This window comes from Ureibacillus chungkukjangi, assembly GCF_044795995.1.
Lineage (GTDB): Bacteria > Bacillota > Bacilli > Bacillales_A > Planococcaceae > Ureibacillus > Ureibacillus chungkukjangi.
This window is the reverse complement of record NZ_CP085009.1, coordinates 724,603-750,454: the sequence shown is the minus strand read 5'-3', so window position 1 is coordinate 750,454 and position 25,852 is coordinate 724,603. Positions and strand designations below refer to the sequence as shown.

Here is a 25,852-nt window from a genome sequence, read left to right as displayed (position 1 = left end):
GTGATTAACGTGAACTATTTGACCGAGCAAGGAATGAGAGAATTATTTCACTGCGGTAAAGATAAGCTTACCGCGATTTGTAAAAATTATAATCTGCAGGCTCAATATATAAATAGAAAAAAAAGCTTTCTCAAAGATGAAATTGAAAGAGCCTATTCACTTATAAAAAATGAAATTACTAATTTAAAAAAAGAGTATTATTCACTTACAGAATGTAAAGAATTGGGTATTACGGATCATGATTTATATAAAAAGCTTTCCCCTAGAATAATTCCATCTTATTTAAAAGTATTTGAATTAAATAATGAAACAAACTTGTATTTAAAGACTAAAGTTGATGAACTAATAAAACTTAAAAATAATTCACAGATTTTAACAATAACAGAAGCGTTAAAGCACCTCCCTTTTGGAAAAAGCTACGGAAAAAAAAATTTAGTACAAATAATGGACGAGTATAAGTTTAAAGAAGTTCAAGGACCTATTAAATGTCATAAATATTATTTTAAAGAAGATATTTTGAAATTAAAGGAAATAATTAACGAGAGGTATAAATTTAATAAATTTAATCGAATATCTATAAAGGACTTTGAAGATTCTAATCTACCAGATCATTATTTAAAAGATATAAGAAAATATACTCCAGAAGCAATTGATTTAGTTTATGAGTTTAAGAGTTTATTAAAACTTTATTCTAGAGAAGATTTCATCAAAGCAATTGAGAAGTTTAATAGTTTGCATAAGATTTTGGAAGAGACAATTTGTGAAAAAGATGTTATGGAAAAGTTAGGATTTGCTAATCCTAAAAAGCTTGAAACTGTCGCTGTAGAATATAATATTAATCATCTACCTAGAACAAATAAATACGAAAAGAAATTATACACAATTGAAGATTTCAAAAGGCTCGAAGATATTATTATTGATAATTATAAATTTAATATTAAATATCGGTATACTTCCCACCAAATTAAAGAGTTAGGTGGTACTAATCATGATATTAATATGATTCCATCAATAAAATTAAAGCCTATAGATCAAGTATTTCACTTTCAATCATCTGTAATTTTTTATGATAAAACAGATGTACATTTTAGACTTAATAAACCAACTCTTAAAGAAATAGATATTAAAGAAATAAAAGATCACTCGGGTTCACTTTTCAATTTTTACAGAGAAAATTATTACACGTTTAAAGAAATTGAAGATATTTATGATATGCATTCTATTAAAGTTTATAATGCTATAAAAAAATTTGAGTATCCACTTTCAATTATAGATATACCATATAATCTTAGAAAAAAGTTTCCTCATTCTAAGAAATTAATCTTAAAAAATGAAATGGATGATTTATTTCAATTAATAATTAAAAATGCAGAAGTTGGCGCTAAAGAAAAAGAATTAGCCTTGCAAGAAAGGCTCTGTAAACGCTAAAATAAAATGGACAGATATCGCTAAATAAGATTGAACACTTTCGCCAAAAATAACCCTTATCCTTTATACTAAATTGGTAGTAGATTGGTAATCGGGGGCATGATGAAAGGTGAAAAAGAAATTGATGTTATATTTAGCAATCCAACAAATGAAAGAACAAAGATTTACTGTAACACAGATTGCAGAACAGCTTAAAATATCTCGAACGACGGTTTATAGCTATTTGGAAATGTCGCCTGAACAGGCTTATGAGTGGGCGAATACATTAAAATCCAGAAAGAAAAAATTAGACCCTTATAAAGATTGGTTAGTCGCTTGGCTCAAAGAACATCCTCATTTAAGTGCTGCACAACTGCATGATTGGTTACTAGAACGTCATCCTAAATTGGTTGTTGGAGAAAGTACGATGCGCATGTATGTCAGTGAGTTACGAGAAGAATATCAAATTGAGAAAACCAAAAAAGTTAGGCAATATGAGGCCATAATCGAACAGCCAATGGGAAAACAAATGCAAGTTGACTGGGGAGAAACTCGTCAAAAAACGAAAGAAAATACTGAAGTGAAACTGTACTGTATTTGTTTTGTATTATCGCACTCTCGGTACAAATATGTAGAATGGCAAGATCGACCATTTACAACACGCGATACGATAAGAAGCCACGAAAATGCTTTTCAGTATTTTGGAGGGATGCCAGAAGAGATTGTCTACGACCAAGATCATTTAATAACAGTCAGTGAAAATGCCGGGGATATTATTTTAACAGGTGAATTTCAATCCTATAAACAACAACGTAAGTTCAGAATATATTTATGTCGTAAAGCAGATCCAGAATCGAAAGGTAAAATTGAAAATGTAGTGAAGTATGTGAAAGGAAATTTCGCAGATAGCCGTATTTTCACTACTATAGATAATTGGAATGAACGATGTATAGAGTGGCTGAAACGTACGGGTAATTACAAAGTACATAACGGTACAAAAAAGAGACCGACAGAAGTGTTTCTCCTCGAAAAGCAACACTTAAAGCCAGTCTCTAACCCACTCTCAATAGAGAGTAACAATACAATTAGTATAACAAGAACCGTTAATAAGGACAACACCATACACTATAAATCTAATCGTTACTCTGTCCCACTGGGAACATATAGACCAAGAGGTCTAAACCTTGTTTCAATTGAAATGGCTGTAGATGAAAGCAATCAGCAGCAACTGGTGATTAAACGAAGTCCTGATGGTGAAGTTCTAGCGAAGCATCGTCTTGAATTAGCCAAAGGAAAATTAGTCAAAAATCGAAATCATGAACGTGATCGTTCAAAAGGTATCCAAGCCTATAAAGAAACAGTGATTCGCCAGTTTAATAATACTGAACTAGCGACTACATATATTAATCAGGTCCTAGCTGAGTATCCTCGATATAAAAGGGACCAGCTGGCCATCATCCATAAAACAACCAATGATTATCCAGATTATATCGATGAAACCCTAATAAAATGTGTTGACGAGCATTTCACAAGTGCCAATGATTTTCATGATATTGCAAAGTATATAAGCAAGATTCAAAGCAAAGAACTACCAGTTCCACCTCTCGAATCGAGTAGGTTAAAAACAAGGAATATCAAAGTAGAAACACGTTCTATCAGCACATACACAGATATTTTAGGGGGTGTCATCTCATGAATGATGGCTTAGAAAATCTACAAAACTATTTTAAACAACTAAGATTAACAGAAACAGCCACTGAGCTGCCTAATATATTAAGAAAAGCGGAACAGTCCACATGGACTTATCGGGAATTTATTAAAGAAATCGTTGAATTCGAATTAACTAAACGTGAAGAAAAGAGTATTGAAAAACGAATGCGTTGGGCGAAGTTTCCTTATATGAAAACGCTGGAACTATTTGATTTATCTGATCAAACCTCTTTAAACGAAAGGCAATTAAACCAACTAAAAGAGCTAAATTGGCTAGAGCAACAATATAACTTAATTCTATTAGGACCGCCTGGTGTTGGTAAAACCCATTTGGCCATAGGATTAGGAATTGAAGCAATTCAAAAAGGATTTAACGTCATGTTTGTGACTATGGGTGAATTAATCAATCTTTTAAAAACCAGAGAATTTACACGGAAATCACAGGTGCAATTAAACCGAATTGAATCTTCTGATTTAGTAATTATTGATGACTTAATGTACATGGCAATGGATTCACGTGAAGCAAATCTATTCTTTCATCTGATAAATCATCTTTATGAGCGTAGCTCAATTATTTTGACTTCTAACAAGAGTCCTGATCAATGGGGCGAATTATTGGGAGATGAAGGTATAACTACAGCTATTTTAGATCGCATTTTACACAGAGTAGAAGTTGTACAGATGAATGATGATAGCTATCGAATGAAGCATCGTCAAGGTATGTTTTAACATTAGCAAATGGGTATAAGGAGATTTCATTTAAATGAAGATTTTAAATATAAATGAAGTAAGAGAAATCATATTAGAATTAGGTTTAATCTTGTGACCATCAAAAAGTTGAGAGCTGGTTATCGGATGGCTCTATAAAAAATATCCAGGATGGCAATCTTTACAAGATTATTGAGCATGATATCGAAGATTTCATATACGACACTTTGTGGATTGGTTCACCATATGAAAGAGGAATCAATAATGAAACGAAGATCGATAGATTACTTGAGGAAATTGCCTCTTTAAAGGCGAAAGTATCCAAACTTCAAGATGAAAAGCATGAATTAGAACTAGAACTTGGCAAGATGCCATTTTAATAATTCTTTCTCCTACTTCTACAAAGGAGTGGGAGAAGAATCAACGAAATTGTTCAAAATTAATTAGCAAAATGTGTCCAATTCTACTTGACGCTTACAGGCTCCTACAAAAGCAGAAAGAAGTTGAATTAAAAATAAAAGGCAAAGTAAAACAAATAGCCCAACAAAATGTACTTCAAGTTATTAATTCAAAGAGCGAAGAAAATATTCAGCAAAAACCAAGAACTATAATTAAAGAACAGAAAGAAAGAAATATTAATTTTTTAAGTTTAATGCTAGAAGAAAAACTAAATATTGAAAATCCAACTAGTCAATTAGAAATCATTAATGAAACCTTCCAGAATAAAAGCTGTAAATATTTAATTAAAAAGGCTGAAGCTAAGCAACTTTATCGAATTGGAGAAACAGCTTTACAGAGAATTATAGCTGAATATAAGATTCCCAATTTTGATTATAAAAGAGTATTTTATATATCTAGTAAACATTTAAAGGAAGTACTAACTAAATTAGAACTTTCCCAAAATCAAATACTAATAGAGTACGAAGGAAATATATCTCTTACTTCAAAAGTCAAATCAATCTATAATAAGCGATTTTCCCCCGAGCGCCTTAATACCATTCTACAATTTGGTCAACTTTTCGAAGTTGGTTGGATATATAAAAAGGAAATATGTGATTCAATTGTAAAAGAAATTGAGCTAGCGGAAAAAATTGAATTATACAAAAAAGAAATTCAAAACAACCTAATAATTGATAAATTATATCTAAAAGCTTTAAAAGATTTAGGGATTATTAATGCTAGGGACATTGAAGAAAAAACTTATTTAAAATATTGGCTTAAGTTCACCTCAAAAAAATTAAAATCAACTACAGGTAATATAAAGACACTTGAAAAGAAGTTTGGAATGTCAACACTAAACTGGACAATCTTTATAAGGACCTGTTCTTGAATTCCACTGGCGATAAATAACCTAGTGTTCCGTGAATTCGAATGTTATTGAACCAATGAACATAATCATTAAGTTCAAGAGCGAGCTGTTCAAGAGAAGCGAAGTGTGCTCCGTTTGCGAATTCGGTTTTAAATACTTTGAACATCGCTTCGGCCACGGCGTTATCATAGGGACAACCCTTCATACTTAATGATCTTTGAATCCCAAATGTTTCTAGTGCCTCTGAAATTAGTTTGTTATCAAACTCTTTTCCACGGTCTGTATGGAACATCTTGATGTTATGTAAATTCCCTTTAATGCTGGCTAATGCTTGATACACAAGGGCTGCTGTCTTATTAGGACCGGCACTGTGACCAATAATTTCACGGTTGAAAAGGTCGACAAATAAGCATACATAGTGCCATTTTTTCTCAACACGGACGTATGTTAAATCACTTACAACTACAGCTAATTGCTCTTCTTGTTTAAACTGACGATGTAACTCATTTTTGATGGGTGCTTCATTACAGGTTTGTTTATACGGCTTGTATTGTGCCACGGTATACTTTGATACCAGTCCTAATTGTTTCATGATTCGACCGATTCGACGTCTAGAAACTACCATCTTCTGCTTCTTTAATTCTACTTTTAGTTTACGAGTACCATAGTTACTACGGCTTTCTTTAAAGAGTCGTTCAATCTCGTTGGAAAGTTCTACTTCCTCTGTGTTATGTGCTTCTTTTTCACTCAAATTGGCATGATAATAGTATGTGCTTTTGGCGATGTTGAGGACGTTACACATTGCTGATATTGAATATTTGTGAGCGTTATTTCGAATCACATCTATTTTCGTCCCATGATCAGCGCTGCTTGCTTTAAAATGTCATTCTCCATCATTAAACGTTGATTTTCTTTACGTAATTTTATTAACTCATTTTCTTCATCAGTACGGTTCTCTTTCGCAGTGAAGGCCCCAGTTTCTTGATGGTTTTTAATCCAGCGATCTAATGCAGATGGCGTGATTTCATATTCTCTACAGATATCTGCACGAGACTTTCCATTTTCATAAAGCTTGACTAATTGAAGTTTAAATTCTGGTGTAAAAGTTCGACGTTGACGTGACATAGTAGCACGCTCCCTTAGGTTAGTATGTTAAGTCTACTAGCCCTTATAGTATCTGTCCAACTTAGTGTAGCCGATTCAGTTTGTACGATTTATAAGTATAACGAATCTCTTAATTTCGAGAGATACATTTGATAAATTAGCTAAATTAAGTTCAAAGGAAATAAATTTGCTTTATCTAAATGATAATACTGAATCTACGTACAAAGAAATTATCTATCAATATATATGTTTTATAGCAGATGAACTAGAAGTGAAATATAATAAAAATCATTTGAGGAATCCATACAAAGAAAAAAATGCTAGGACTTCAGCTAATACTGAAATATATTCAATTAACGAATATTTAGAATTGGTTTCCTATGTATCGGATGTGGATTATCATAAAAAACGATGTTATAAAGAGTTTAAACGCCCCCTCAATAACACTGAAAAATATAAATCTTATGAATCAGTTTGGTTATATATAATTTTGCATCTTAATAATGATTGGAGAAGCCATGATGTTGTTACAAAGGTACCTAGGATAACTCTTCCAGAATCAATTACCGATTTCGATGACTTTTTAAGCAGAAAATTAACTATAGAAGAAAAGGATAAAATTATCGCTGAAATAACTTCTAAATACTTTACTATAAAAAGTTCAAAAAAAGATAAAGATGGACATTTTTTTTGTTCAGAAGAATTACAATATCCATTAGCAAATGCATTAATAGCTTGTACCTTGAATCAAAATCATAAAAATAATCCTTATTTAATTGAATTTAATTCTTCAAACGAATTACCCAATTCATTGAATAAGAGGTTCTTTCAAGAATTCTCAAATACTCAGTTTCTTTTTAAATCAAAAAAAATGAATACAACGCTATCGACTTTCACTTATGAATATATTAAACACTGCACTAACTTAGATCCTATGCAAATTACGAAAATGCTTCGTCCCCATTCATCATTTAATACTACAAAAAAATATATAAAATTATCTCAGTTTGAACTAGACAGACTGTCAAGAAATTTATTTGATGATGGAAATTTTGGATATACCTACGATTATCTTCATAGAATAGTATTTGGTAATTCTTTGAGTGAAGACAAAATTATTCTTCAGGAAAGGAAGAGATATCTTAAAACTTTGTTTGGAGATTCTACAAAATTAGAGAATCTATCTACACAATTAATAAGCATAGAAAGAGACTTTAACTCGTTAACTGAATATTTAAGTTCATTAGATAATACGGAATTGCAAAAAAAATTAATGTTAATCAATTTGAGGCAGCTTCCCGCTAAAAACGAACATTGGCAATGCCTATTGGGAGATTGTTTATTTCTAGATCGAGACTGTGAAAAATGCCCTTTCTCTATTCCTCATTTCTATACACTGGTGAATGTAATTAGCAACCTAGAAAAGATTGTTAATGATATGAAAGTAAACTTCTTAACATCTCTAGAAACAGAAAAAAGATTTAAAGCCAACATTCTTTATCGATACTTATTCTTATTAAGTACTGCCAAGAAGAAGTTCGGTGCAAGTTTTTTAAATGAATTTTCAAATGGTAGATATGATGTCATTTTAGAGAGGGTTAGAAATTTACCCAATATAAAAAAGTACATTACATTACAAGAGGTGTAACAATGGAGATTTCAGAGGAACTTTTTGATTCTACGTATTTTATAGATAATATGCTTTCTGATATGGAAGAAAGGTTTACAGGTCAAAATGAATATATAATAAACGAATCTTATATGGATAATGAATGGATATTATTCGACTATTATTTCAAATCTAAAAGTTATATTTATTTTGACTCAATAGATGAAGAATTACAGATAATATTAAAATCATGGATACTTAATCTTTTTGAAAACAAGTTATCACCTAATCATATCCGGCACATAGCTAATATTGTCATTAAAGCAATGAGGTTCACTAATAACTTCAGTCCGGAATATGAAGATGAATTTAATGATTTCTTTAATAATAATAGAGATACAAACATTTTTAAAGCAAAGAAAATATTAACCTTTCTAGAATATGCAGGTTTCGAAGTTTCTTTGAATTACTATGAGATATTAATTGAATATACAAGCTCTGAACGTCTTCTTACTATGTATGAAATTCCTTCAAGTAAAGATGTACTTAAATTTGATTTAATTATAAAGGATTTTTTTAATTCACACTTATCTACACAAAGTTTTTTAGTCTTCTTTCCTGTGTATTTTTGGTGGTGTTTAACTAATATTATACCTTTGCGTATTAGTGAGTTTTGTTTTATAAAACTAGATTGTCTTTCTCAAAGTAATGAAGGTTATATTTTATCTCTTCCCCGTAGTAAAACACGATTCACTAGGGAACTTAAGTACGATAAAATTTTAATTTCAAATGAGCTTGCTGAAAATATTTTAAGATATAAAGAATTAACTAAGGATTTCGATTTTCGAGAAACACTTATATCATATCAAGTTCAACAAAATAGTTATTTATCTAAAAATACTTCTAATAGTAGTTCCTATCCTTATTCATACTATTATGGACTATTTGATACAATCTTAAATAAATTTTACAAAGAAGTAGTACAAGGTATTTATAACTTCAGAATATTAGATCTTAGTGATACATTAGAAATTACTAATGATAATAAGACAATTAAAAGAATCCGTCCTAATGATACTAGATATTTTGCGTTCTTAAATATGATGCTTCAGGGTTATCATCCTATCGAAATGGCAGCTTTGGGAGGACATACTTCTATATATTCACAATTAACATATTACAATCATTTGGAGTATTGGGTTGATTCTGATTTATTAGATTTAGCAAATTTAAATTATCACCATTTTACAGAACTGCAAAGTTCCTTTGATGAGTATTTTATTATAAAATCCAAAATTATTCCTGAAGTATTAATAAACTCTACTGATACTATTCCCTTAGAGATCGGTTATTGTACCGATAACAATCAAAATTGCCCTGTAGATAGTCATTACATTTGTCCTTATTGGAGAATAAGCTCTAAAGAATATACTATCCATAAAAAAACAATTGCAAAAGAACTGCAAAATCGAAAGTCATCAGTTTCACTCCTCTTTAAGAACTTAATTGGGCTTTATAATACTGCTATTTTTAACCTTAAAGATGAAAGATATGATAATAAAAATTCTAGCTTTAATTTTAAGTTAAGAAATAATGCAAAAATTGTTCAGGATGCCCTTTACAAACTTTATACATTTAAGGAGAAAATCAACTATGAGTAGAGGTAGAAAACAAGATTTAGTAGAAGAATCCTTGTTAAAAGAGTTAGCTAGGGGTTTTTTAGAAAAAGATCCACTCGTTACCATAATTAAACCCCGTCCAATTTTTGAATACTCGTTAGAATTATATAAAAATGGTAAGTTCCCTAAAAAGCTTGTATTTGATAAGCTAAAACTGAGCCACCATCGCAGTTGAAAAGTGAGCCACTTTTATATGAAAATAATCCTAACTTCATAGAGTTAGGAGCGTATAGAGGTGATTTCATTGGAGAAGAAACAGAAGGTACTACTTGCCTTTCATCAAGAAAATAAGAGTCAACGTCAAATTGCCAAGGAGCTTGGGATTTCTCGTAATACTGTAAAAAAGTATATCCAAGAGGATCTTGAAAAAAGAAAACAAGATATTCGAGAATTACCTATTACAGATAACTATGTAACGCCTCCGTCGTATAAAAAACGCAAAGGAAATAAACGTGCTTTAACACCTACGGTGATGAAACGTATTCGAAAAATGTTAAAAGATAATGATTATAAACGGCAACATCAGATGCACAAGCAACAACTAAAAATGATTGATATTCATGAAAAGTTATTAGATGAAGGTTTTGAAATTAGTTATACCACTGTAAGAAATTTTGTAAATAGTGAGGAGAAACATCAAAAAGAAGTCTTTATTCGTCAAAAAGCAACTGCTGGTCATGAGATTGAATTTGACTGGGGAGAAGTAAAATTATTCATTGATCAAACATTACGATCTCTTTCAATGGCGGTATTTACCCTACCATATAGTAATGATAGATTTGCATATTTATATGAATCCGAAACAATGGTGTGCGTACAAGATGCTCATGTAAAATGTATTGACTATTTAGGCTTTGTACCAGAAGTTTTTACGTACGATAATATGCGGACAGTCGTAAAGAATTTTATTGGGACAGAACGTGAGATTACCGATGGGATGAAAAATCTATCGATGCATTATCATTTTAAAATACGACTATGTGAACCGAGAAAAGGAAATCAGAAGGGGCATGTGGAGCGAAGTGTAGAATACATCCGCCGGAAAGCATTTGCCCATCGAGATACTTTTGCAAGTTTAGAAGAAGCTCAGGCTTATCTAACAGAAGTAATCATGAAATTAAACTCTCGCAAGCATTATAAGAAAAACCAAACGCACCATGAATTAATGCTAGAAGAGCGTATAGCTAGGCATGTAAGCACAGAAATTATTCCATTTGATGCCTCTGAGTTGTATGAATTTAGAGTGGACAAATATAGCACGATTACTTATAGACAAAATCGTTATTCTGTTCCAGAAGGACATGTTGGAGAATGGGTGAAAGTAAAAGCGAGTGCGGAAAAAATTCTTATTTTCAGTGAAAATGCCTGTATCGCGACACATAAGCGAAGTTGGCAAATCCATCAATGGATTATGGACATTTATCATTACTTACGTACATTTGAAAAGAAAAAAGGTGCATTGGCTCAAAGTGAATGTTTGAGTCAAGCACCAACAAAAATAAAAAAATTATACAAAGATTATTATATTGGAAATGAGCGAGATTTTCTAGAGTTACTTATTTATCTAAAAGAAAATAAAAATCTAGAAAAAGTCTTAGCAGCGATTGAACAACTTGAGAAGAACCCTATGGTTCAAATAACAACAGAAAAGATTATTTTCTTAGCTAATCAAGGCGAATATATTCATAAAACTGTACATTCCAAAAATGAAGTCACCACCCAATCTCTCGAAAATCTTTCAGCCATAACGGCGTTATTTGAAACGAAAAAGACAGGGGTGCTTCACTAATGGATAAGAGACAAGAAATGATTGAGATGTGTAAGGAACTTCGATTACCAAGCATTCGGGGATTTATTCAAGAAGATGATATGTGGAAACAATATCAGACAGCAGAAGATTTCTTATATCACGCACTAGTGCAAGAAATGGAAGATCGAGAAGTGCGAGCAAAAGCGAATCGCATTCGATCTGCAAATTTCCCTGAAAAGAAACTATTAACTGAATTAGAGTTTGAGAGATTACCGCAAAATGCGGCCTCTCGCCTCCCACATTTAAAGAAATTAGACTTTATTCAAGAAAAACAAAACGTTTTATTAATCGGATCACCAGGTACAGGTAAAACACATATAGCAATTGGTTTAGGAATTGAAGCTTGTTTAGCAGGTTATAAGGTGTATTTTACAACGGTGTCATCCCTTGTAAATCAGTTAAAAGAAAGCCGTTCTGAAAGAACGTTACGTTCATTTGAACTGAAGTTTGAAAAATATGATTTAGTAATCATTGATGAATTAGGTTATATCTCCTTTGATAAAGAAGGAGCCGAGTTATTATTTACTCATCTTTCCCTTCGGGCAGGACGAGCATCCACCATCGTTACGAGTAATTTATCATTTGATCGATGGGAAGAAATATTTCATGATCCAGTTTTAACAGCAGCTTTAACGGACCGACTAACACATCGAGCATACATGGTGGACATGGTAGGACCATCTTATCGAATATTAGATACAAAAGAATGGTTGGAAAATAGTCAGGTTTAAGTGGCTCAGTTTTTAATTAATAAATGGCTCAATTTTTACTTGCGAAATACAAAAGCTTAGCTATGATTTTTGGAGAAAGTCTGAAAGGCAAGGGAAAGTCTTCATTGATAAAATTAATTCTCAACGTTCTATTCAATTTAATTCTTTAGATACCAATTTTCCTACCGTATCAACAAGAGATATAATAACTAGTTATTTATCTAATTTAAGTACTAGAGAAAAACAACTTATAATAAATAAATTACAAGTTAATGAGGTAGGTTTAACAAAAGCAAATAGCAAAATAGAAAATTATACGAAACAGATTCAAAAACTTACAGCCGAATTAGAAAGAGTAAAAATAATAAATGAAGAACTAAAAGAAAAAACAGGTGTTTATGAACAGGTGTTATTTCAATGGGCAGATATATCTTCTAAACAAAATATAGATTTAATAGATACAATAACTACTGGTAAACGTAGAAATGAAATAGTTAACCAGTTATTTAATGATATGTTTTCAGACAATCCTCATGCAGCATATCTAAATATTAATAGACAAGAAAAAAATAAAATTAATAATATAATAGATTTCCCCCCTTCAGATTCAAGGGATATATTAGATGAGTTAGATTTATTAGATAATTCAGACCCCTCTGATTAATTTTCTATTATATTAAAAATTCCGGTATGACTTAGATAGAAAATGCGATTCTTAAAAGAACTGAAAAGATTGAAATTAAGTTTAGATAAAAAATTATTAGTAACTACATTCCATTTCTGTAAAATTTCCATTTAGAGAGAAATTTTGAAATTGATAATTAGAGGATAAATGTAGATTTCTAATATATTTTGATTTTGATTAAACATACCTCGAAAGCCCAGATTTAGTGTAAATTAAAAGCATCCATTCTGAAAAAAAGATTGGTCAGAATAGATGCTTTTCTGCAGTTTAAAAGTTTGTTTTTATAATAAAGTTGATCATTTCCTAAACGTGTTGCTCCACAATAGCGCCCGATTGTTGAGTAGCTAATTTACTTTACGAATTCTTATACTCAGCTAGTCAATAGAATTTGCAACCTTTATCAATACTTCTGATGGTTTATCAGAAACATCTTCATCCAGTGAAAGGATATACTGCCATTCATTCATCTCAAATACAAGATTATTACGTTTTTCAAACATTGTAGTGCTGTAAATCGCACGAATACCGTTATTCAACTTTAATTCCTTATCAATCATTTCTTCCCTTATTAGAAGTTTATAATCGATATGTCGCACTTCAACTTTATAATCATTGTCTCCTGATTTTTCATCTACATATCGAACTTCCAGCTTATCATTCCAATCACCTTCTGGATTAGAGAACCTAGCAAAACTATGTGTAAAGGTAATTGGAATTTCATTAGGTAAAACAATCTCTTTTTTAAAATGCTGTTTACTTTCAGCAAGAGCTTCATCAACTTCTTTGTATCCTAACTTTGAAAAGTTTCTATCAAATTTATCCTCGTTTGCATAAACAGATGCAGCTAAAAAGATAGAAGAAAATAATAATAAGTGATTTTTCATAACATTCCTCACCTCATTAATATTATGAGAAGAAAATATATTATTATTAATGGTTATTATTATTAAACTAAAGACACATTTACTTTAATTGAATTTCAGTATGATGTTATAGCAATAAAAAGAAGCACAACTCCTCTTGTGTTTTGCAAGATAAAAGTGCAGAAGAATGCAAAGAAAAATACACAAGCTTGCCAGCCTTCATCTGAGTATTCATTTTTGTCTTGATAATGCGTTTGTCACCCTAAAACTATCCCCTGTAAAGTTCAAAATATGGGCATGGTGTATAACCCGATCCACCAATGCTGCAGTCAATCTAGAATCACTGAAAACGCGATTCCATTGACTGAATTCCAAGTTCGACGTGATGATCAAGCTTTTTTGTTCATACCAGTCGGAGATGAGTTGGAAGAGGAGCTCAGCCCCTTCCTTGTTAAAAGGCACGTACCCCATTTCATCCAATATGATTAGATCCACACTCTTAAAACGATTCCGAAGCTGTGATAGCTTGCCTTCGCTCCATGCTCTCTCCAATACATCGGCTAAGTCTGAAACTCTATAAAACCGAACTTCAAGCCCCTGTTTACATGCCTCGTATCCAATACCCGTAGCTAAATGAGTCTTTCCGGTGCCGGGGGCACCTGTTAAAATTAGATTCTCTTTACGGGCGATAAAATTTATTGTACATAATTCTTTATAGTCGATATGTGTTGGAAAGTGAATATGTTCACTCCATTGAAACGACGAAAGTGACTTCTTCTGTAAAAATCGTGCCTTCTTAACCAATCGTTCAGCTTTTGCTTCCTCCCGTAGCTGTAGTTCTTTTTGAAACAGAGCTTCTAAAAACTGGGTTGGATCATCACATGGTATATCTGAATAAATATCACTCACATGCGCCAGCCTCAACGTTTTGCACATCTCTTTTAGATTCATTATCGCTGCACCTCGTTTCCTGTCTGTGAGATGCTTTGAAGCTGATCATACTTTCTCCAATCAATGTCGTAAGGATGGTCCTCAGGCTCTTTTAATGTGTCTGATTGCCCGCCAAGTAAATCATAAAATCGATCATTGATTTCATTCATATCATGATTAGCTAGTAATCCGATGATCCACTTCAAACGTTCCTTACGAATCGTAAGATTCGAGATATTGATGTATTCATATATGCGGCCTGGGAGATAGGCTGAAAAGCGGGAATAGGTTGCAGAACGCGGTTTAGCTAACCAAGCCTTCATGATAGATTGCCATGGAATCTCACGATTTTTGTGCATATATGGTCTATGATCCTCATACAAGATTTCACCATGAGGAGATAGTACCTTGAAACGATCCCAATACTTAACGACAGATAGTTTTGTATAATTATAGGCTCGTGGAACATAAACCTTTGCTTTGTCTAAAGTGATTTCTCCATACTTGTTTGCCTTCGCTTCTTCTTGTTTAAAAACTGGATATTCTTCTTGGGGCAGCTCCAATAGATACTGGTGCTCTTCCTCCAATAACTCCTGTAAGGAAACATGTTTTTTATAATGAATGCGTTGTCGGTCTTCCGTTAGCTGCTGTTCAAGTATTTGGCTAAAGTGATCTAAATCTTTTATGACAGGTGCAGGAGTTATAAAATTGTAGCGAACGTAGCCGACTTTATTTTCCACATTTCCTTTTTCATTTCCTGAATAGGGATTGCACGCTTGTGGTTCAAATCCGTAATGATTTGCAAATTGAAGGAATTCGTTTGTAAAGACAGCCTCTTCATGCTTATTTCTTGGCTTGACGACAGCGGTCTTCATATTGTCGATACGAATCTTCTTAGGAACTCCGCCCAACTGCTTGAAAATCACCTTCATTCCATGCAAAAGACATTCTTGATTTTCACCTGGTAAAGGAATTGCAAATGCGCTATTACTAAAAGGAAGGGTCATAACTAAACAATGAATATCTACATACATTCCATCTTTAACGGCCCCCATTAATCCAAAATCCAATTGTGCTTCCGAGGGAGGATGGATTAAACGCTCATAGTTTTTATCCTTTGTTGCATCTTCAATGTCTTCTCTTCCTTCTCGCCATTCTTTAATGAAATAAGAGACGGTCCGATAGGACCCTTTGAAGCCCATCTTCTGAAGTGCAGAAAATATCCCCTTGTTTGTCCTTCTATCTTTCTTCTTTAGTTTAAGATCTTCCCAAAGCCAATCTCCTACAATTTCTCCCCATTGCTCGTCGTACATCATTCCAGACTTTTTCTTTTTACTTTCTTCGGGGAGTTGATCTCCATCGGCATACTTTTTTGCTGTTCTCCAATTAATCCCTAGCGTTTTTGATATTTTATTTATGGATAAGGATTTCTGATTCCTCATTAATTTGATACAATTGATTTCAGGCATTGCCAGCATTCCTTTCAACCTCCACTGCATTGATTCGACACCAATTACAGTAGAGAAGTATTGTGAGGCTGGCAAGCCTTTTTTTGTTGAAACTTGAGTTGCAACGTTATGTACTTTTCCTTTTCAAAACTCTGTACTTCTATTTTGCACTAAACACCTCTTCAAGAATTGCGCCCGATTGTTGAAGAATGTAATTATTTTAAAACTTCTTATTTTGTATAAAATTCTATATCTACTCCCAGATTTGCAACCGAAGAAAATTTTTTAAAATCGCTTAACAGTTTTAATATGAATTCTGAGTCGATTTTAAATCCTCCGATTAATGTATTCCTCAAACATATATCACTATTATATTTAATATTTGTAAGTGAATAGTTAACAATTAAATCTCCCTTTTTATTATAGTTCTCAATAGTAATATTAAAATCATGTGGTGTCATTGCACTTAAAGTAACTGTCCCTTGTCTCTTTATTTCTAAATCTTCTAACTCCGTAATGAAGGACATTAATTTATCTAATTCAAACCAAACATTGATATTCCAACCTATAAATTTATTATCTACTACTTCAATTGTACAAGATAAACTGGGTAAATGTTCATGTATATATTCTTCAAGGACAAATGTTATATGTGATGTCTTATCATTAGAATATATTCTGAAATCATATTCAGATAATGGTTTATACATTTTTCTCACCTCATTGACTATTTCCAAGAAATGTTAATATTTACTAATCATTTTTAAACTATCCTGCTTTGTTACTTTAAGTACATTATTTTATTATCTTACCTAAATTCATATATAAAGATTACAATTTATAATAACTTCTTATTCAACAATCTGGCCCTATTATTGAAGAAAGACCCTTTCCTTATTCAAGGAATGCGCCCTTAATGGAATAATATAAAAGTTAGGAGTTTGAGGTTAATGTAATAGTTTCTGGATTCTCACCATCAATTTCAAGGAAAATTGTAGATGTTGTTGGTGTTTTAGAGTCCACTTTGGCCACTTCTCCACTGTTAAAATTGCCATGTGCATCTAATTCGATTTCATTTATTCCCCATCCTAAGAAATCTGAACACTCTACAAATACATTAGTTTCTTTCAATTGTTTGGGATTCTCACCAATATAATTAATTTTAAGAGTATGAATCTCTTCTCCCCAAAGGTTATGACTTGCGACCAATTCACCGTTCCAGTTTTCTCCCTTTCCCTTAAAGACAACTTGACTATTTCCGTTATTGCAAGCTACCAATATCAAAAGACACATAAAAAATATAGTGCTTAAAAAGGCTTTTTTCAACTTATGAACCTCCTTACTTTTTCTTATTTGATATAAGAATTCGATATATAATCATTAAATCCTTCTTCCACAATCTGGCCCTTTTCATGAACAAAGACGCATTTCTTATTAAAGAAACGCGCCCGATTGTTGAATATTGTTATTTCTATTTTTAAGGATTAGCTTTTTCTATAGTGATTTCAAATGAATTAAAGTTATTTTCTTTTATGACTTCATCAATTATTGCTGTAATTTTATTCGTCATTTCCTTGTTTTTTAAATCAATATCATACATAGGAATTGTAAGCAATTGTTTATTAGCTGAATAAATTGTATATGCAGCTCCTCCGTGAGGAGAGTATCCCCTCTCTTTTAGTTCATTTACGATTTTTTCGATTAATTCTGTCTCAGTTATTTTTTTATTAATTTCACTAACTTCTGAATTTTTTTTACCAATAACATATTCAGAGGAGGCAGAACCCTTATAGAAAGTAAAATACATTCCAGAACAAAGAAATAGTACTATCGCAAAAAAGCAAATACTTTTTTTTATTATATTTCTCCTTCCGTGCTTTTAATAAATCGTATGCTTTAATTATTAAAAATAAGATAAATCATTTACACATTCATACATATTTTCCACTATAAATAAAGCATGGTCATTTTCATGAAGAAAGACGCGTTTTTTATTAAATAAACGCGCCCGATTGTGGAATAGGAGTTTTTATAATTATTGAACGGTTTCTTGTTTATTCAACATTATGATGATTATAACCTCAGAAAAAGATTTATTTATGAATTACAGGAACCCAAAGTTCATTTCTAGGTTTATGCTTTGGTGGATAATAACATTCGATACAAGGTATATTAGCAAGTTGATATTCAGAATTAGGAAGCCACTCTGTGTATAATTGTTGCCAAGCATTACTAATCCCTGGAAAAACAGCCCAAGTACTATGAGTAATAGAGAAGGTTTCCATTTCACTTGGGACCTCTCCATCATATCGGACACCCATAAAGTAAGTAAATTCATTGTCCATTATAGCAGCCTCTTTTCCACAAACGCCCAATAGACCTTCAAGTGTGCATTTTGGTTCTTCCCATGACAGATCAATTAATTGTTGCAAAAATCCTTCTTTTTTGGCACTACTCCAAAGCGTAGGAATTGTTTTAAAGGCTCTACTTGTTTTGACAACTTTACCTTTTCCTATAACTTTTAAATCAAAATCAAGACTTTCAATTCGATACTCCATTTCGGTTCCCCTTTTGTAGAAGTTTATTTGGATTTACTTTAATATCTAAAGTTTTTTTGAATATTTCTCTCTATTTTTTTCAACCTTTACTCAATATTAACATAAATACCCAATTTTTTTTTTATTCTTTATTCAATTAAATGTCCCGATTGTGTAAAGAATTCCGAAAGACTTCTAATACAAGAATAAAACGAAGCCTTCTGCAATTAAGTGGAAGGCTTTTGATTATTTATTAAAATACATCTTTAGGTTATTAAAATTGCGAAAGAAAAAGTTAACTTTTTTTTACAAAATGACAACTAAAGTTTACATTTTATAATTAAAAGTTTACAATATTGATGAAATATATAAGGAGAGATAGTAGACCATGTTAAAAAATTCTGTGCGCGAATTACGGGCAAGGTACCGATTGACTCAACAAGATTTAGCCGAAAAGATTGAAGTTTCAAGGCAAACTATCGGGTTAATCGAAAAAGGGGACTACGCTCCGTCAATTACTCTTGCGTTAAAAATGGCAAAAGTATTTCAGGTACCCGTAGAACAAATATTTTATCTAGAAGGAGAATAAATCATGTTAAAAAAAGTTTACCAATCTCCCTTATTCAATGCTGCACTCATTCTCGGATTAGGGGTTATTATGCTGGGAAATCATTATTCTGAAGATGTTCCAAACTGGATGAATATTGATCCTTTAGTATTGGGTATTCCAATTCTAGTGTTACTCTTAGCAATACCAATTAACAACTTAAAGAATCCAAAAGATAAGGTGAAGCCTACATTAATCCCAATGGAGTTTAAAGAGGAAGACGAGGGACTTCAATGGATAACGTATAAAGCAACTAGGAAAGTATATATTTTTTTTGCATCATCTCTTCCTTTTGCAATAGCTTTAACTGCTTATTTTAATCATATACCTTACTTCCCTATTATTCTTTTAACAGGAATGGGGATTATCCAATACATTCTTTTTTGGTTTGAGCATAAAAAGCATAAGTAGGGAGCATTTCTGTTAGAAAGATTTTTGAAGATTTGAAAACAAAAGAGCCCTTCTGTATGATGCTTGAGTTCAACGGTCATGACTCATACATCTACAGAGAGGACTCCATTCCAATGAATTTTAATCGATGAGAAAATTAATCAGGTTTCTGAAAATACTCTAGTTATCGGTATCGACATTGCTATACATAAACATTATGCTTGCGCAATTGATAATCGAGGTCGATTGCTCCAAAAAATATCAACATTTATAGAGGGAGGGATATAATGGATAAGCAGATGATAGTGTCCTTAATAATTTTGTTAACTTTATTAGAGGTCTTTGTAGCCTATCTATTTGTTAAGTATAAACAGGGTAAGATTGATCATAACCCGATTATTACGATTATCTTAAAGGAATGGAAAATTCTATTTTATGCTTTTTTTCGATGGAAAAGAAACAAGGTGAGCAGTGAAAATTCATTTTCTCTACATAAGAATTCCTCCTATTTTTGGTTGTTTATCGCTCTTTTACACGAACAGATTATAGAAATGATAGTATTCCATATTTATTTTAAAAAAGTAGAACCTTCATATGCTTACGTTTTTTCAGGACTCCATTTATACAGCATCCTTTATATGTTGGGTGATTACAATTGGGTAAGAAACACACCTGTTTGTATAAAAAATAACGTAGTTGAAATGAAGATAGGGGCAAGAAGAGAAATTTCTTTTCATATACGAGATATAAGGCTAATTAGAAAAGCAGAGATTGCCTATAGTAAAAATGGTGCAATCATACATGAGAAAGACGTATTTCATTTAACTGTTTTTCCAAGAGTATTAACTAGAATTTTTGGAATCACAGAAGAGCTAAAACATGAAATTGTTTTTAAAGAACCTATTTCATATAAAGGTTATTTCGGATTGAAGAAAAAAGTAAGTAAAGTATTAATCTATATTGAAGACTCTAATCAATTAGTAAATATACTGGAAAAGAAAATGGAAGATCTAGAGGAAGAAGATGAAAGTATTCAAGAAGATAAGGTAGTTACCAATAAAAAGTCTCCACTCATTCAGTGGGAAATTTATCTTACCTTAGTATTCTTGAATGTTTTAGGTGCGTTAGCGATGGCTCCTTATGCAATTGCTAGAGAAGGTTACCATAAGGAAATGGGTATCTCTGAATGGCTCTTTACCCTGATATTCTCTGGACAAATGTTACTGGAAGCAGCTATCTTATTATTTCTAGCTTTATTAATGGGAAAAAGCGTAAAGATAAAGATGCCTATTTTAGAAACAATATTTAGCAAAAAAAATGTAGAAAGGCAACTTTTAAAGAAAGTTGGAATGTCAGTTATATATGGAATTATGACTTCAATCGTCATTATGATTGTCAGCTATTTTATTTCATATTCTCTTGGGATTGATAATTCGTCCATTAATGAGCCTGTGTGGTGGCTAGGTACGTTAGGTTCCTTTGGAGCAGGTATAACTGAAGAAACCATCTTTAGGCTTTTTCTTGTTACAGCTATTATCTGGTTACTTACAAAAGCGGGTAAAGGAAAAATCCCAATAGGTTTCTCTATTTGGACAGCAATAATTTTTGCAGCCCTTATCTTCGGTCTATTACATTATGGAGTAGCTGCTTCAACTTATGAAATGACTTTAGGCTTATTTTTAGGAATGCTTCTTATTAATGGAATCGGTGGGATTGTTTTTGGGGCTTTATTTGTCTATATAGGAATAGAGTTTGCAATGATTGCTCATTTTATAGCTGATATAATAATTCATGTAGTAGCACCACTGTTTATTTAAGTTCTTTTCTTTTAAGCAGCCGTAAGTTGAAGTGGAAGGTTTCACAATTTCTTATCAGCTTTAAAGTGACTTAATTCATAAAATGTACTTTTTTAGTGAAAAAAAATGTTAAAAGACAACGGACAAATAAAGTCGTCCAAAACTCATCCTGATAGATCAATCCTCTCCCCCAAAAATAAAAATTTGGGACGCACAAAAAAGAGACGACAAACGTTATTAAATCGATGTTTGCCTCTTTTTTTATGGAACATTGTTTATACGATATTTTTTGCAAGTCTCCTAAACCGTTGATATAAAGGCTTTTATGCTTGCTAGGCATGATCTTTAATTTGCATAAAAACTTGTATTGCGATTCTTTTATCGTTGTAAAACTGCATCTTTTTATCACACTCCCCAAAAAAATGTTGCTCCACAATATGGCCCGATTGTTGAATAACCAAAACTCTAAATACACAGCACTTTATAAACTTTGTTCTAAATGATTAATCTTCTTTATAAAACTACATGTATTTAGGGATTTAGTTAGTAATTTAATTATTGCTGTACGCTTTTTTAATATATAATAAATAAGTGATATTTTATTGACTGAATATGCAGTTTTACGAATATCATTAAGGGTACTATTGGTTGCACATGCAGCTTGTGGTACCCTTTCATTTTAATATAATTTCCTTATGAGCAACTCCTTCTTCTTTTGATTACATTGGTAGCAATATGTAGAAGCAAAGAAAAAACGGCTTGTAACTAGGCCGTTTTTGAGAAGATATATAATAAAAATTCAGCAAAAATATCTATTTTAGAAATTCAATATTTAACTTTTTATTGAACCCATTATTATTACTAACTTGAATTATATCATTGAAAAATATATTACTCATTACACTTATAGGCATCTCATAAGGTCTATTATAATTAGCTAATTCCCAATTTTGGGTAATAGCACGATTTGCAAATTGCTCACAATTAATACATATTTTTTCATCAAACTTTTCAAAGGTTACCTTATCTTTTAATCTTTCACCAGTAAATGAAATTGCTTTTGATATAATTCCCCAAATTTGAGCAATAGAAAACTGCCTCAATAAATATTTAAAAGTAGAATGATTAGTTGTTGTAATATAGGCTTTATATCCAATCTTTTTTAGACTAAAAAAATAATATTGAAATACTTCTTGCAAAGCTAATTCATGCCATAAACTCATCTTTTCAAATACATGAAAATCCTTTTGTTCCACTAAAAACTTTGAATAATTTAATAAACTGTAAAGTGAAGATTCATAATCATATTTAGGACTGAAAACCGATGATAATATATAACTCTGTTCATTGTTATATGAGTCTCCTCTTTCATCATCTTTTATTAAAATTCCCTTCATTTTCAATTCATTTATAATAAATTCTCCGTAACCTTTATTAGGAAAAATCTTCTCAATAAAGAACTCTAAATTATATATCCTCATTCTTTGGTAATCAAAACATAATTTCAAAATCGCAGACAAAGCCACAAAATCTCTTAATGTCAAAGGATTCTTCTCTTCTCCAATAATATCGTTCTGTAGTTCTTGTTTAGCTAGCATACTTATATCTAATTTTTCATCAATTAATGAGTATCGTTTATTTTTACATTTTGGACAGTTAAGCACATGACCTTGATGATTTGTTCGACTTTCCCAAATAACGGTATAAGGTATTTCACAATTAGTACATGAAATAGTTGATATTAATTCAGGAAGTTCTTTATTAAATTTTCCAACGATTTTTGTTATATCGTACGCCCTTTTAATATCTAATATTTTGAGGTTTGAATCGTAATATTTAATTATCAACTCTTTTAACTCTTTTTGTGATAAATGGGACATATTTTTATTTTTTATTTTAAGAACCTTTAAAATCTCAAATAATTGTTTGGTTGTTATCATTGTTATCACCTTAAATTTTTAATACTTTTAATCAAATATTAACATTTTTCACTTAAGATGACTATAGTCTGTCGAAAGAAGTTATCACCTCTTAGTTAATAAGACTAGAGGTGATTAAGATGAATGTAACAGATGCGTTTGGAGTCGTATTGAAAAAATATCGAAAATTAGCAAACTTATCACAAGAACAGTTAGCTTTACAGTGTAATCTAGACCGTACATATATTGGAATGCTTGAACGAGGACAAAGACAACCTACTATTACAACGTTGTTTACAATCGCCGACACATTAAGTATTGAACCTAATAAACTTGTTAAAGAAATAGAAGCATTATTATAAAGAAACAAAACTGAATAAACTTTTTTCTTATGCTATATTAAAAACATGTATTATGAGAGGATGTTTAATCTATGGCAAAAAGTTTAGTACTCGCCGAAAAACCTTCAGTAGCACGCGATATTGCAAACGTACTGAAGTGTCATAAAAAGGGAAATGGATTTTTAGAAGGCGACAAATATATCGTAACATGGGCATTGGGTCATTTAGTTACACTCGCTGACCCAGAGAGTTATGACGAAAAATATAAAAAATGGAACTTAGAAGATTTACCGATGCTACCGGAGCGTTTAAAGTTAACAACTATAAAACAAACAAGTAAGCAATATAACGCTGTAAAATCTCAGCTGACACGTAATGATGTGAATGAAATCATTATCGCAACAGATGCAGGTCGTGAAGGTGAACTCGTAGCACGTTGGATTATCGAGCGTGCGAAAGTGAATAAGCCAATTAAACGTTTATGGATTTCATCGGTTACTGATAAAGCTATTAAAGATGGCTTCAAAAGCTTAAAACCTGGTAAAGCGTATGAAAACCTATACCAAGCAGCGGTTGCACGTAGTGAGGCAGATTGGTTTTTGGGTTTGAATTCTAGTCGTGCCCTATCTACAAAGTATAATGCACAATTAAATACAGGTCGTGTTCAAACTCCTGTTGTAGCCATGGTCGCAGCACGGGAAGATGAAATTAAGCACTTCAAACCTCAAATGTATTATGGTATTGAAGCTCAAACAAAAGAACTAAAGCTTACATGGCAGGATTCAAATGGAAATTCACGTAGCTTTAATAAAGAAAAAATTGATAAGATTGTTAACGTATTAGGTAAACAGGATGCAAAGGTCATCGATATCGAACGTAAACCGAAGAAATCTTTTGCACCAGGACTATACGACTTGACAGAATTGCAACGAGATGCCAATAAGATGTTTGGCTACTCGGCTAAAGAAACTTTAAATATAATGCAAAAACTTTACGAATCACACAAAGTGTTAACATATCCTCGTACAGATTCAAGATATTTATCTTCTGACATCGTCAGCACCCTTCCAGAGCGTTTAAGAGCATGTGGTATAGGCGAATACCGTTCATTGGCGAATAAAGTGTTAACGAAGCAAATTAAGACCTCTAAATCGTTTGTAGATGACAGTAAGGTAAGTGATCACCATGCCATTATTCCGACTGAGGAATATGTAAACTTTGCTAACTTTACCGATAAAGAGCGAAAAATTTATGATTTAGTTGTAAAGCGTTTCTTAGCAGTTCTCTTCCCTCCTCATGAGTTTGAGCAATTAACTGTACGGGCAAATATCGGTAATGAAAAATTTGTGGCACATGGTAAAACAGTATTGAATCTAGGATGGAAAGAAGTTTATTCGAATAGTTTTGATGATGATGAGTCAAATGATGATGTGAAAGATCAACTACTTCCTCGTCTTGAAAAGGGTCAAATATTACAAACGAATTTAATCGTTCAAACGTCTGGTCAAACAAAGCCACCTGCACGCTTTACAGAGGCGACTTTGTTAACAGCAATGGAAAACCCTACAAAGTACATGGATACGCAAAATAAACAGCTTTCAGATACATTAAAATCGACTGGTGGACTTGGTACGGTTGCAACACGTGCAGATATCATCGATAAATTATTTAACTCATTCTTGATCGAAAAACGTGGTAAGGATATTCATATCACTTCCAAAGGGCGTCAGCTTTTAGATTTGGTACCAAATGAATTGAAATCCCCCATTACAACAGCCGAGTGGGAACAGAAATTAGAGCTAATCGCTAAAGGTAAACTGAAAAAAGAAGTATTTATTAATGAGATGAAGCAACATACGAAGAATATTGTTACAGATATTAAAAATAGTGATAAGAAATTTAAGCACGATAACATTTCAACAAAGACGTGCCCTGATTGTGGCAAACCAATGCTTGAAGTAAACGGAAAAAAAGGAAAAATGCTCGTGTGTCAGGACCGTGAATGTGGTCATCGTAAAAACGTCGCACGTTTGACAAATGCTCGCTGCCCACAATGTAAGAAAAAACTAGAGCTCCGTGGCGAAGGTGATGGCCAAATCTTCGTATGTAAATGCGGGTATCGCGAGAAGCTATCTGCTTTTGAAGCACGTCGCAAAAAAGAAGGTGGCGGTAAAATAGATAAACGTAGTGTACAGAAGTATATGAAACAACAAGAAAAAGAGGCTGAACCAATTAATAATGCGTTTGCAGAATTATTAAAAGGCATTAAATTGGATGATTAAGAATGGAA

Annotated in this window: 24 protein-coding genes and 1 pseudogene; 16 read left to right on the top strand and 9 right to left on the bottom strand. The window is 32.0% G+C overall.

From position 1 onward, the window contains the following. The 5 genes from LG296_RS03875 (at nucleotide 1) to LG296_RS03855 (ending at nucleotide 5,155) form a co-directional block, all read left to right on the top strand. Nucleotides 1–1,428 carry a hypothetical protein gene (locus tag LG296_RS03875; protein ID WP_404427494.1) on the top strand — a complete coding sequence of 476 codons (1,428 nt, stop codon included), beginning with the start codon at nucleotides 1–3 and terminating at the stop codon, nucleotides 1,426–1,428. 124 nt (nucleotides 1,429–1,552) lie between these two features. After that, nucleotides 1,553–3,103, top strand: coding sequence for an IS21 family transposase (gene istA, locus LG296_RS03870; protein ID WP_181418126.1), 1,551 nt, complete (start codon nucleotides 1,553–1,555; stop codon nucleotides 3,101–3,103). Continuing rightward, on the top strand, nucleotides 3,100–3,846 hold the full coding sequence (gene istB, locus LG296_RS03865; RefSeq protein ID WP_107937907.1) for an IS21-like element helper ATPase IstB: 747 nt from the start codon (nucleotides 3,100–3,102) through the stop codon (nucleotides 3,844–3,846). The genes istA (LG296_RS03870) and istB (LG296_RS03865) overlap by 4 nt, the downstream gene beginning before the upstream one ends. 206 nt (nucleotides 3,847–4,052) lie before the next feature. Beyond that, the gene (locus LG296_RS03860) at nucleotides 4,053–4,205 is read left to right on the top strand and encodes a hypothetical protein (protein ID WP_181418125.1); all 153 of its coding nucleotides are present in this window, start codon (nucleotides 4,053–4,055) and stop codon (nucleotides 4,203–4,205) included. Between the two features lie 71 nt (nucleotides 4,206–4,276). Beyond that, a complete protein-coding gene (locus LG296_RS03855; protein ID WP_404427493.1) occupies nucleotides 4,277–5,155 on the top strand; it encodes a hypothetical protein in 879 nt (292 codons plus the stop codon). Here the strand turns inward: LG296_RS03855 and LG296_RS03850 are convergent. Further along, a protein-coding gene (locus LG296_RS03850) for an IS3 family transposase (RefSeq protein WP_404426987.1) occupies nucleotides 5,136–6,259 on the bottom strand; the annotation gives its coding sequence in 2 pieces (ribosomal slippage) (nucleotides 5,136–6,013 and nucleotides 6,013–6,259; 1,125 coding nt in all). The genes LG296_RS03855 and LG296_RS03850 overlap by 20 nt on opposite strands. 166 nt (nucleotides 6,260–6,425) lie before the next feature. Between LG296_RS03850 and LG296_RS03845 the strand changes: the two genes are divergently transcribed. From LG296_RS03845 to LG296_RS03820, 6 genes are all read left to right on the top strand, one after another. After that, entirely contained in the window at nucleotides 6,426–7,886 is a 1,461-nt protein-coding gene (locus LG296_RS03845) for a hypothetical protein (protein ID WP_404427492.1), read from the top strand. Between the two features lie 2 nt (nucleotides 7,887–7,888). Next, the gene (locus LG296_RS03840; protein WP_107937886.1) at nucleotides 7,889–9,508 is read left to right on the top strand and encodes a hypothetical protein; all 1,620 of its coding nucleotides are present in this window, start codon (nucleotides 7,889–7,891) and stop codon (nucleotides 9,506–9,508) included. Then, on the top strand, nucleotides 9,501–9,701 hold the full coding sequence (locus tag LG296_RS03835; protein WP_107937887.1) for a hypothetical protein: 201 nt from the start codon (nucleotides 9,501–9,503) through the stop codon (nucleotides 9,699–9,701). Before LG296_RS03840 ends, LG296_RS03835 begins: the two co-directional genes overlap by 8 nt. 69 nt (nucleotides 9,702–9,770) lie before the next feature. Continuing rightward, nucleotides 9,771–11,315, top strand: coding sequence for an IS21 family transposase (gene istA, locus LG296_RS03830; RefSeq protein WP_146223234.1), 1,545 nt, complete (start codon nucleotides 9,771–9,773; stop codon nucleotides 11,313–11,315). Continuing rightward, nucleotides 11,315–12,067, top strand: a complete 753-nt coding sequence (gene istB / locus LG296_RS03825; RefSeq protein ID WP_107937914.1) for an IS21-like element helper ATPase IstB — start codon at nucleotides 11,315–11,317, stop codon at nucleotides 12,065–12,067. The genes istA (LG296_RS03830) and istB (LG296_RS03825) overlap by 1 nt, the downstream gene beginning before the upstream one ends. 385 nt (nucleotides 12,068–12,452) lie before the next feature. Further along, complete coding sequence (locus LG296_RS03820) at nucleotides 12,453–12,710, top strand: hypothetical protein (RefSeq protein WP_107937925.1); 258 nt, start codon at nucleotides 12,453–12,455, stop codon at nucleotides 12,708–12,710. A gap of 395 nt (nucleotides 12,711–13,105) precedes the next feature. Here the strand turns inward: LG296_RS03820 and LG296_RS03815 are convergent, their stop codons facing one another. From LG296_RS03815 to LG296_RS03785, 7 genes and pseudogenes are all read right to left on the bottom strand, one after another. Continuing rightward, nucleotides 13,106–13,615 (bottom strand): hypothetical protein, encoded by a 510-nt coding sequence (locus tag LG296_RS03815; protein WP_107937926.1) that lies wholly within the window; start codon nucleotides 13,613–13,615, stop codon nucleotides 13,106–13,108. A gap of 210 nt (nucleotides 13,616–13,825) precedes the next feature. Next, on the bottom strand, nucleotides 13,826–14,545 hold the full coding sequence (gene istB, locus LG296_RS03810) for an IS21-like element helper ATPase IstB (protein WP_107937917.1): 720 nt from the start codon (nucleotides 14,543–14,545) through the stop codon (nucleotides 13,826–13,828). Beyond that, a complete protein-coding gene (gene istA / locus LG296_RS03805; RefSeq protein ID WP_306460167.1) occupies nucleotides 14,545–16,023 on the bottom strand; it encodes an IS21 family transposase in 1,479 nt (492 codons plus the stop codon). The genes istB (LG296_RS03810) and istA (LG296_RS03805) overlap by 1 nt, the downstream gene beginning before the upstream one ends. A gap of 179 nt (nucleotides 16,024–16,202) precedes the next feature. After that, the gene (locus LG296_RS03800; RefSeq protein WP_107937932.1) at nucleotides 16,203–16,682 is read right to left on the bottom strand and encodes a hypothetical protein; all 480 of its coding nucleotides are present in this window, start codon (nucleotides 16,680–16,682) and stop codon (nucleotides 16,203–16,205) included. Between the two features lie 223 nt (nucleotides 16,683–16,905). Continuing rightward, entirely contained in the window at nucleotides 16,906–17,298 is a 393-nt protein-coding gene (locus LG296_RS03795) for a hypothetical protein (protein WP_107937933.1), read from the bottom strand. A gap of 151 nt (nucleotides 17,299–17,449) precedes the next feature. Continuing rightward, on the bottom strand, nucleotides 17,450–17,779 hold the full coding sequence (locus LG296_RS03790) for a hypothetical protein (RefSeq protein WP_107937878.1): 330 nt from the start codon (nucleotides 17,777–17,779) through the stop codon (nucleotides 17,450–17,452). Nucleotides 17,780–18,065: 286 nt separating this feature from the next. Beyond that, nucleotides 18,066–18,545 (bottom strand): annotated as a pseudogene (locus LG296_RS03785) (GyrI-like domain-containing protein); the annotation flags it as partial. Nucleotides 18,546–18,897: 352 nt separating this feature from the next. On the opposite strand from LG296_RS03785, the gene LG296_RS03780 reads away from it, so the two are divergent. From LG296_RS03780 to LG296_RS03770, 3 genes are all read left to right on the top strand, one after another. Continuing rightward, nucleotides 18,898–19,098: a helix-turn-helix transcriptional regulator gene (locus tag LG296_RS03780; RefSeq protein WP_107937880.1), complete on the top strand. Its 201-nt coding sequence runs from the start codon at nucleotides 18,898–18,900 to the stop codon at nucleotides 19,096–19,098. Between the two features lie 3 nt (nucleotides 19,099–19,101). Further along, complete coding sequence (locus LG296_RS03775; RefSeq protein ID WP_107937881.1) at nucleotides 19,102–19,527, top strand: hypothetical protein; 426 nt, start codon at nucleotides 19,102–19,104, stop codon at nucleotides 19,525–19,527. A gap of 299 nt (nucleotides 19,528–19,826) precedes the next feature. Further along, on the top strand, nucleotides 19,827–21,323 hold the full coding sequence (locus LG296_RS03770) for a CPBP family intramembrane glutamic endopeptidase (RefSeq protein ID WP_404427491.1): 1,497 nt from the start codon (nucleotides 19,827–19,829) through the stop codon (nucleotides 21,321–21,323). A 791-nt stretch (nucleotides 21,324–22,114) separates the two neighbouring features. Here LG296_RS03770 and LG296_RS03765 read toward each other — a convergent pair. Continuing rightward, nucleotides 22,115–23,242, bottom strand: coding sequence for a hypothetical protein (locus LG296_RS03765; RefSeq protein ID WP_107935940.1), 1,128 nt, complete (start codon nucleotides 23,240–23,242; stop codon nucleotides 22,115–22,117). Nucleotides 23,243–23,361: 119 nt separating this feature from the next. On the opposite strand from LG296_RS03765, the gene LG296_RS03760 reads away from it, so the two are divergent. Both LG296_RS03760 and LG296_RS03755 read left to right on the top strand, forming a co-directional pair. Then, nucleotides 23,362–23,583 (top strand): helix-turn-helix domain-containing protein, encoded by a 222-nt coding sequence (locus LG296_RS03760; protein WP_107935943.1) that lies wholly within the window; start codon nucleotides 23,362–23,364, stop codon nucleotides 23,581–23,583. Nucleotides 23,584–23,654: 71 nt separating this feature from the next. Beyond that, entirely contained in the window at nucleotides 23,655–25,844 is a 2,190-nt protein-coding gene (locus LG296_RS03755) for a DNA topoisomerase III (RefSeq protein ID WP_107935945.1), read from the top strand. Nucleotides 25,845–25,852: the final 8 nt, after the last annotated feature.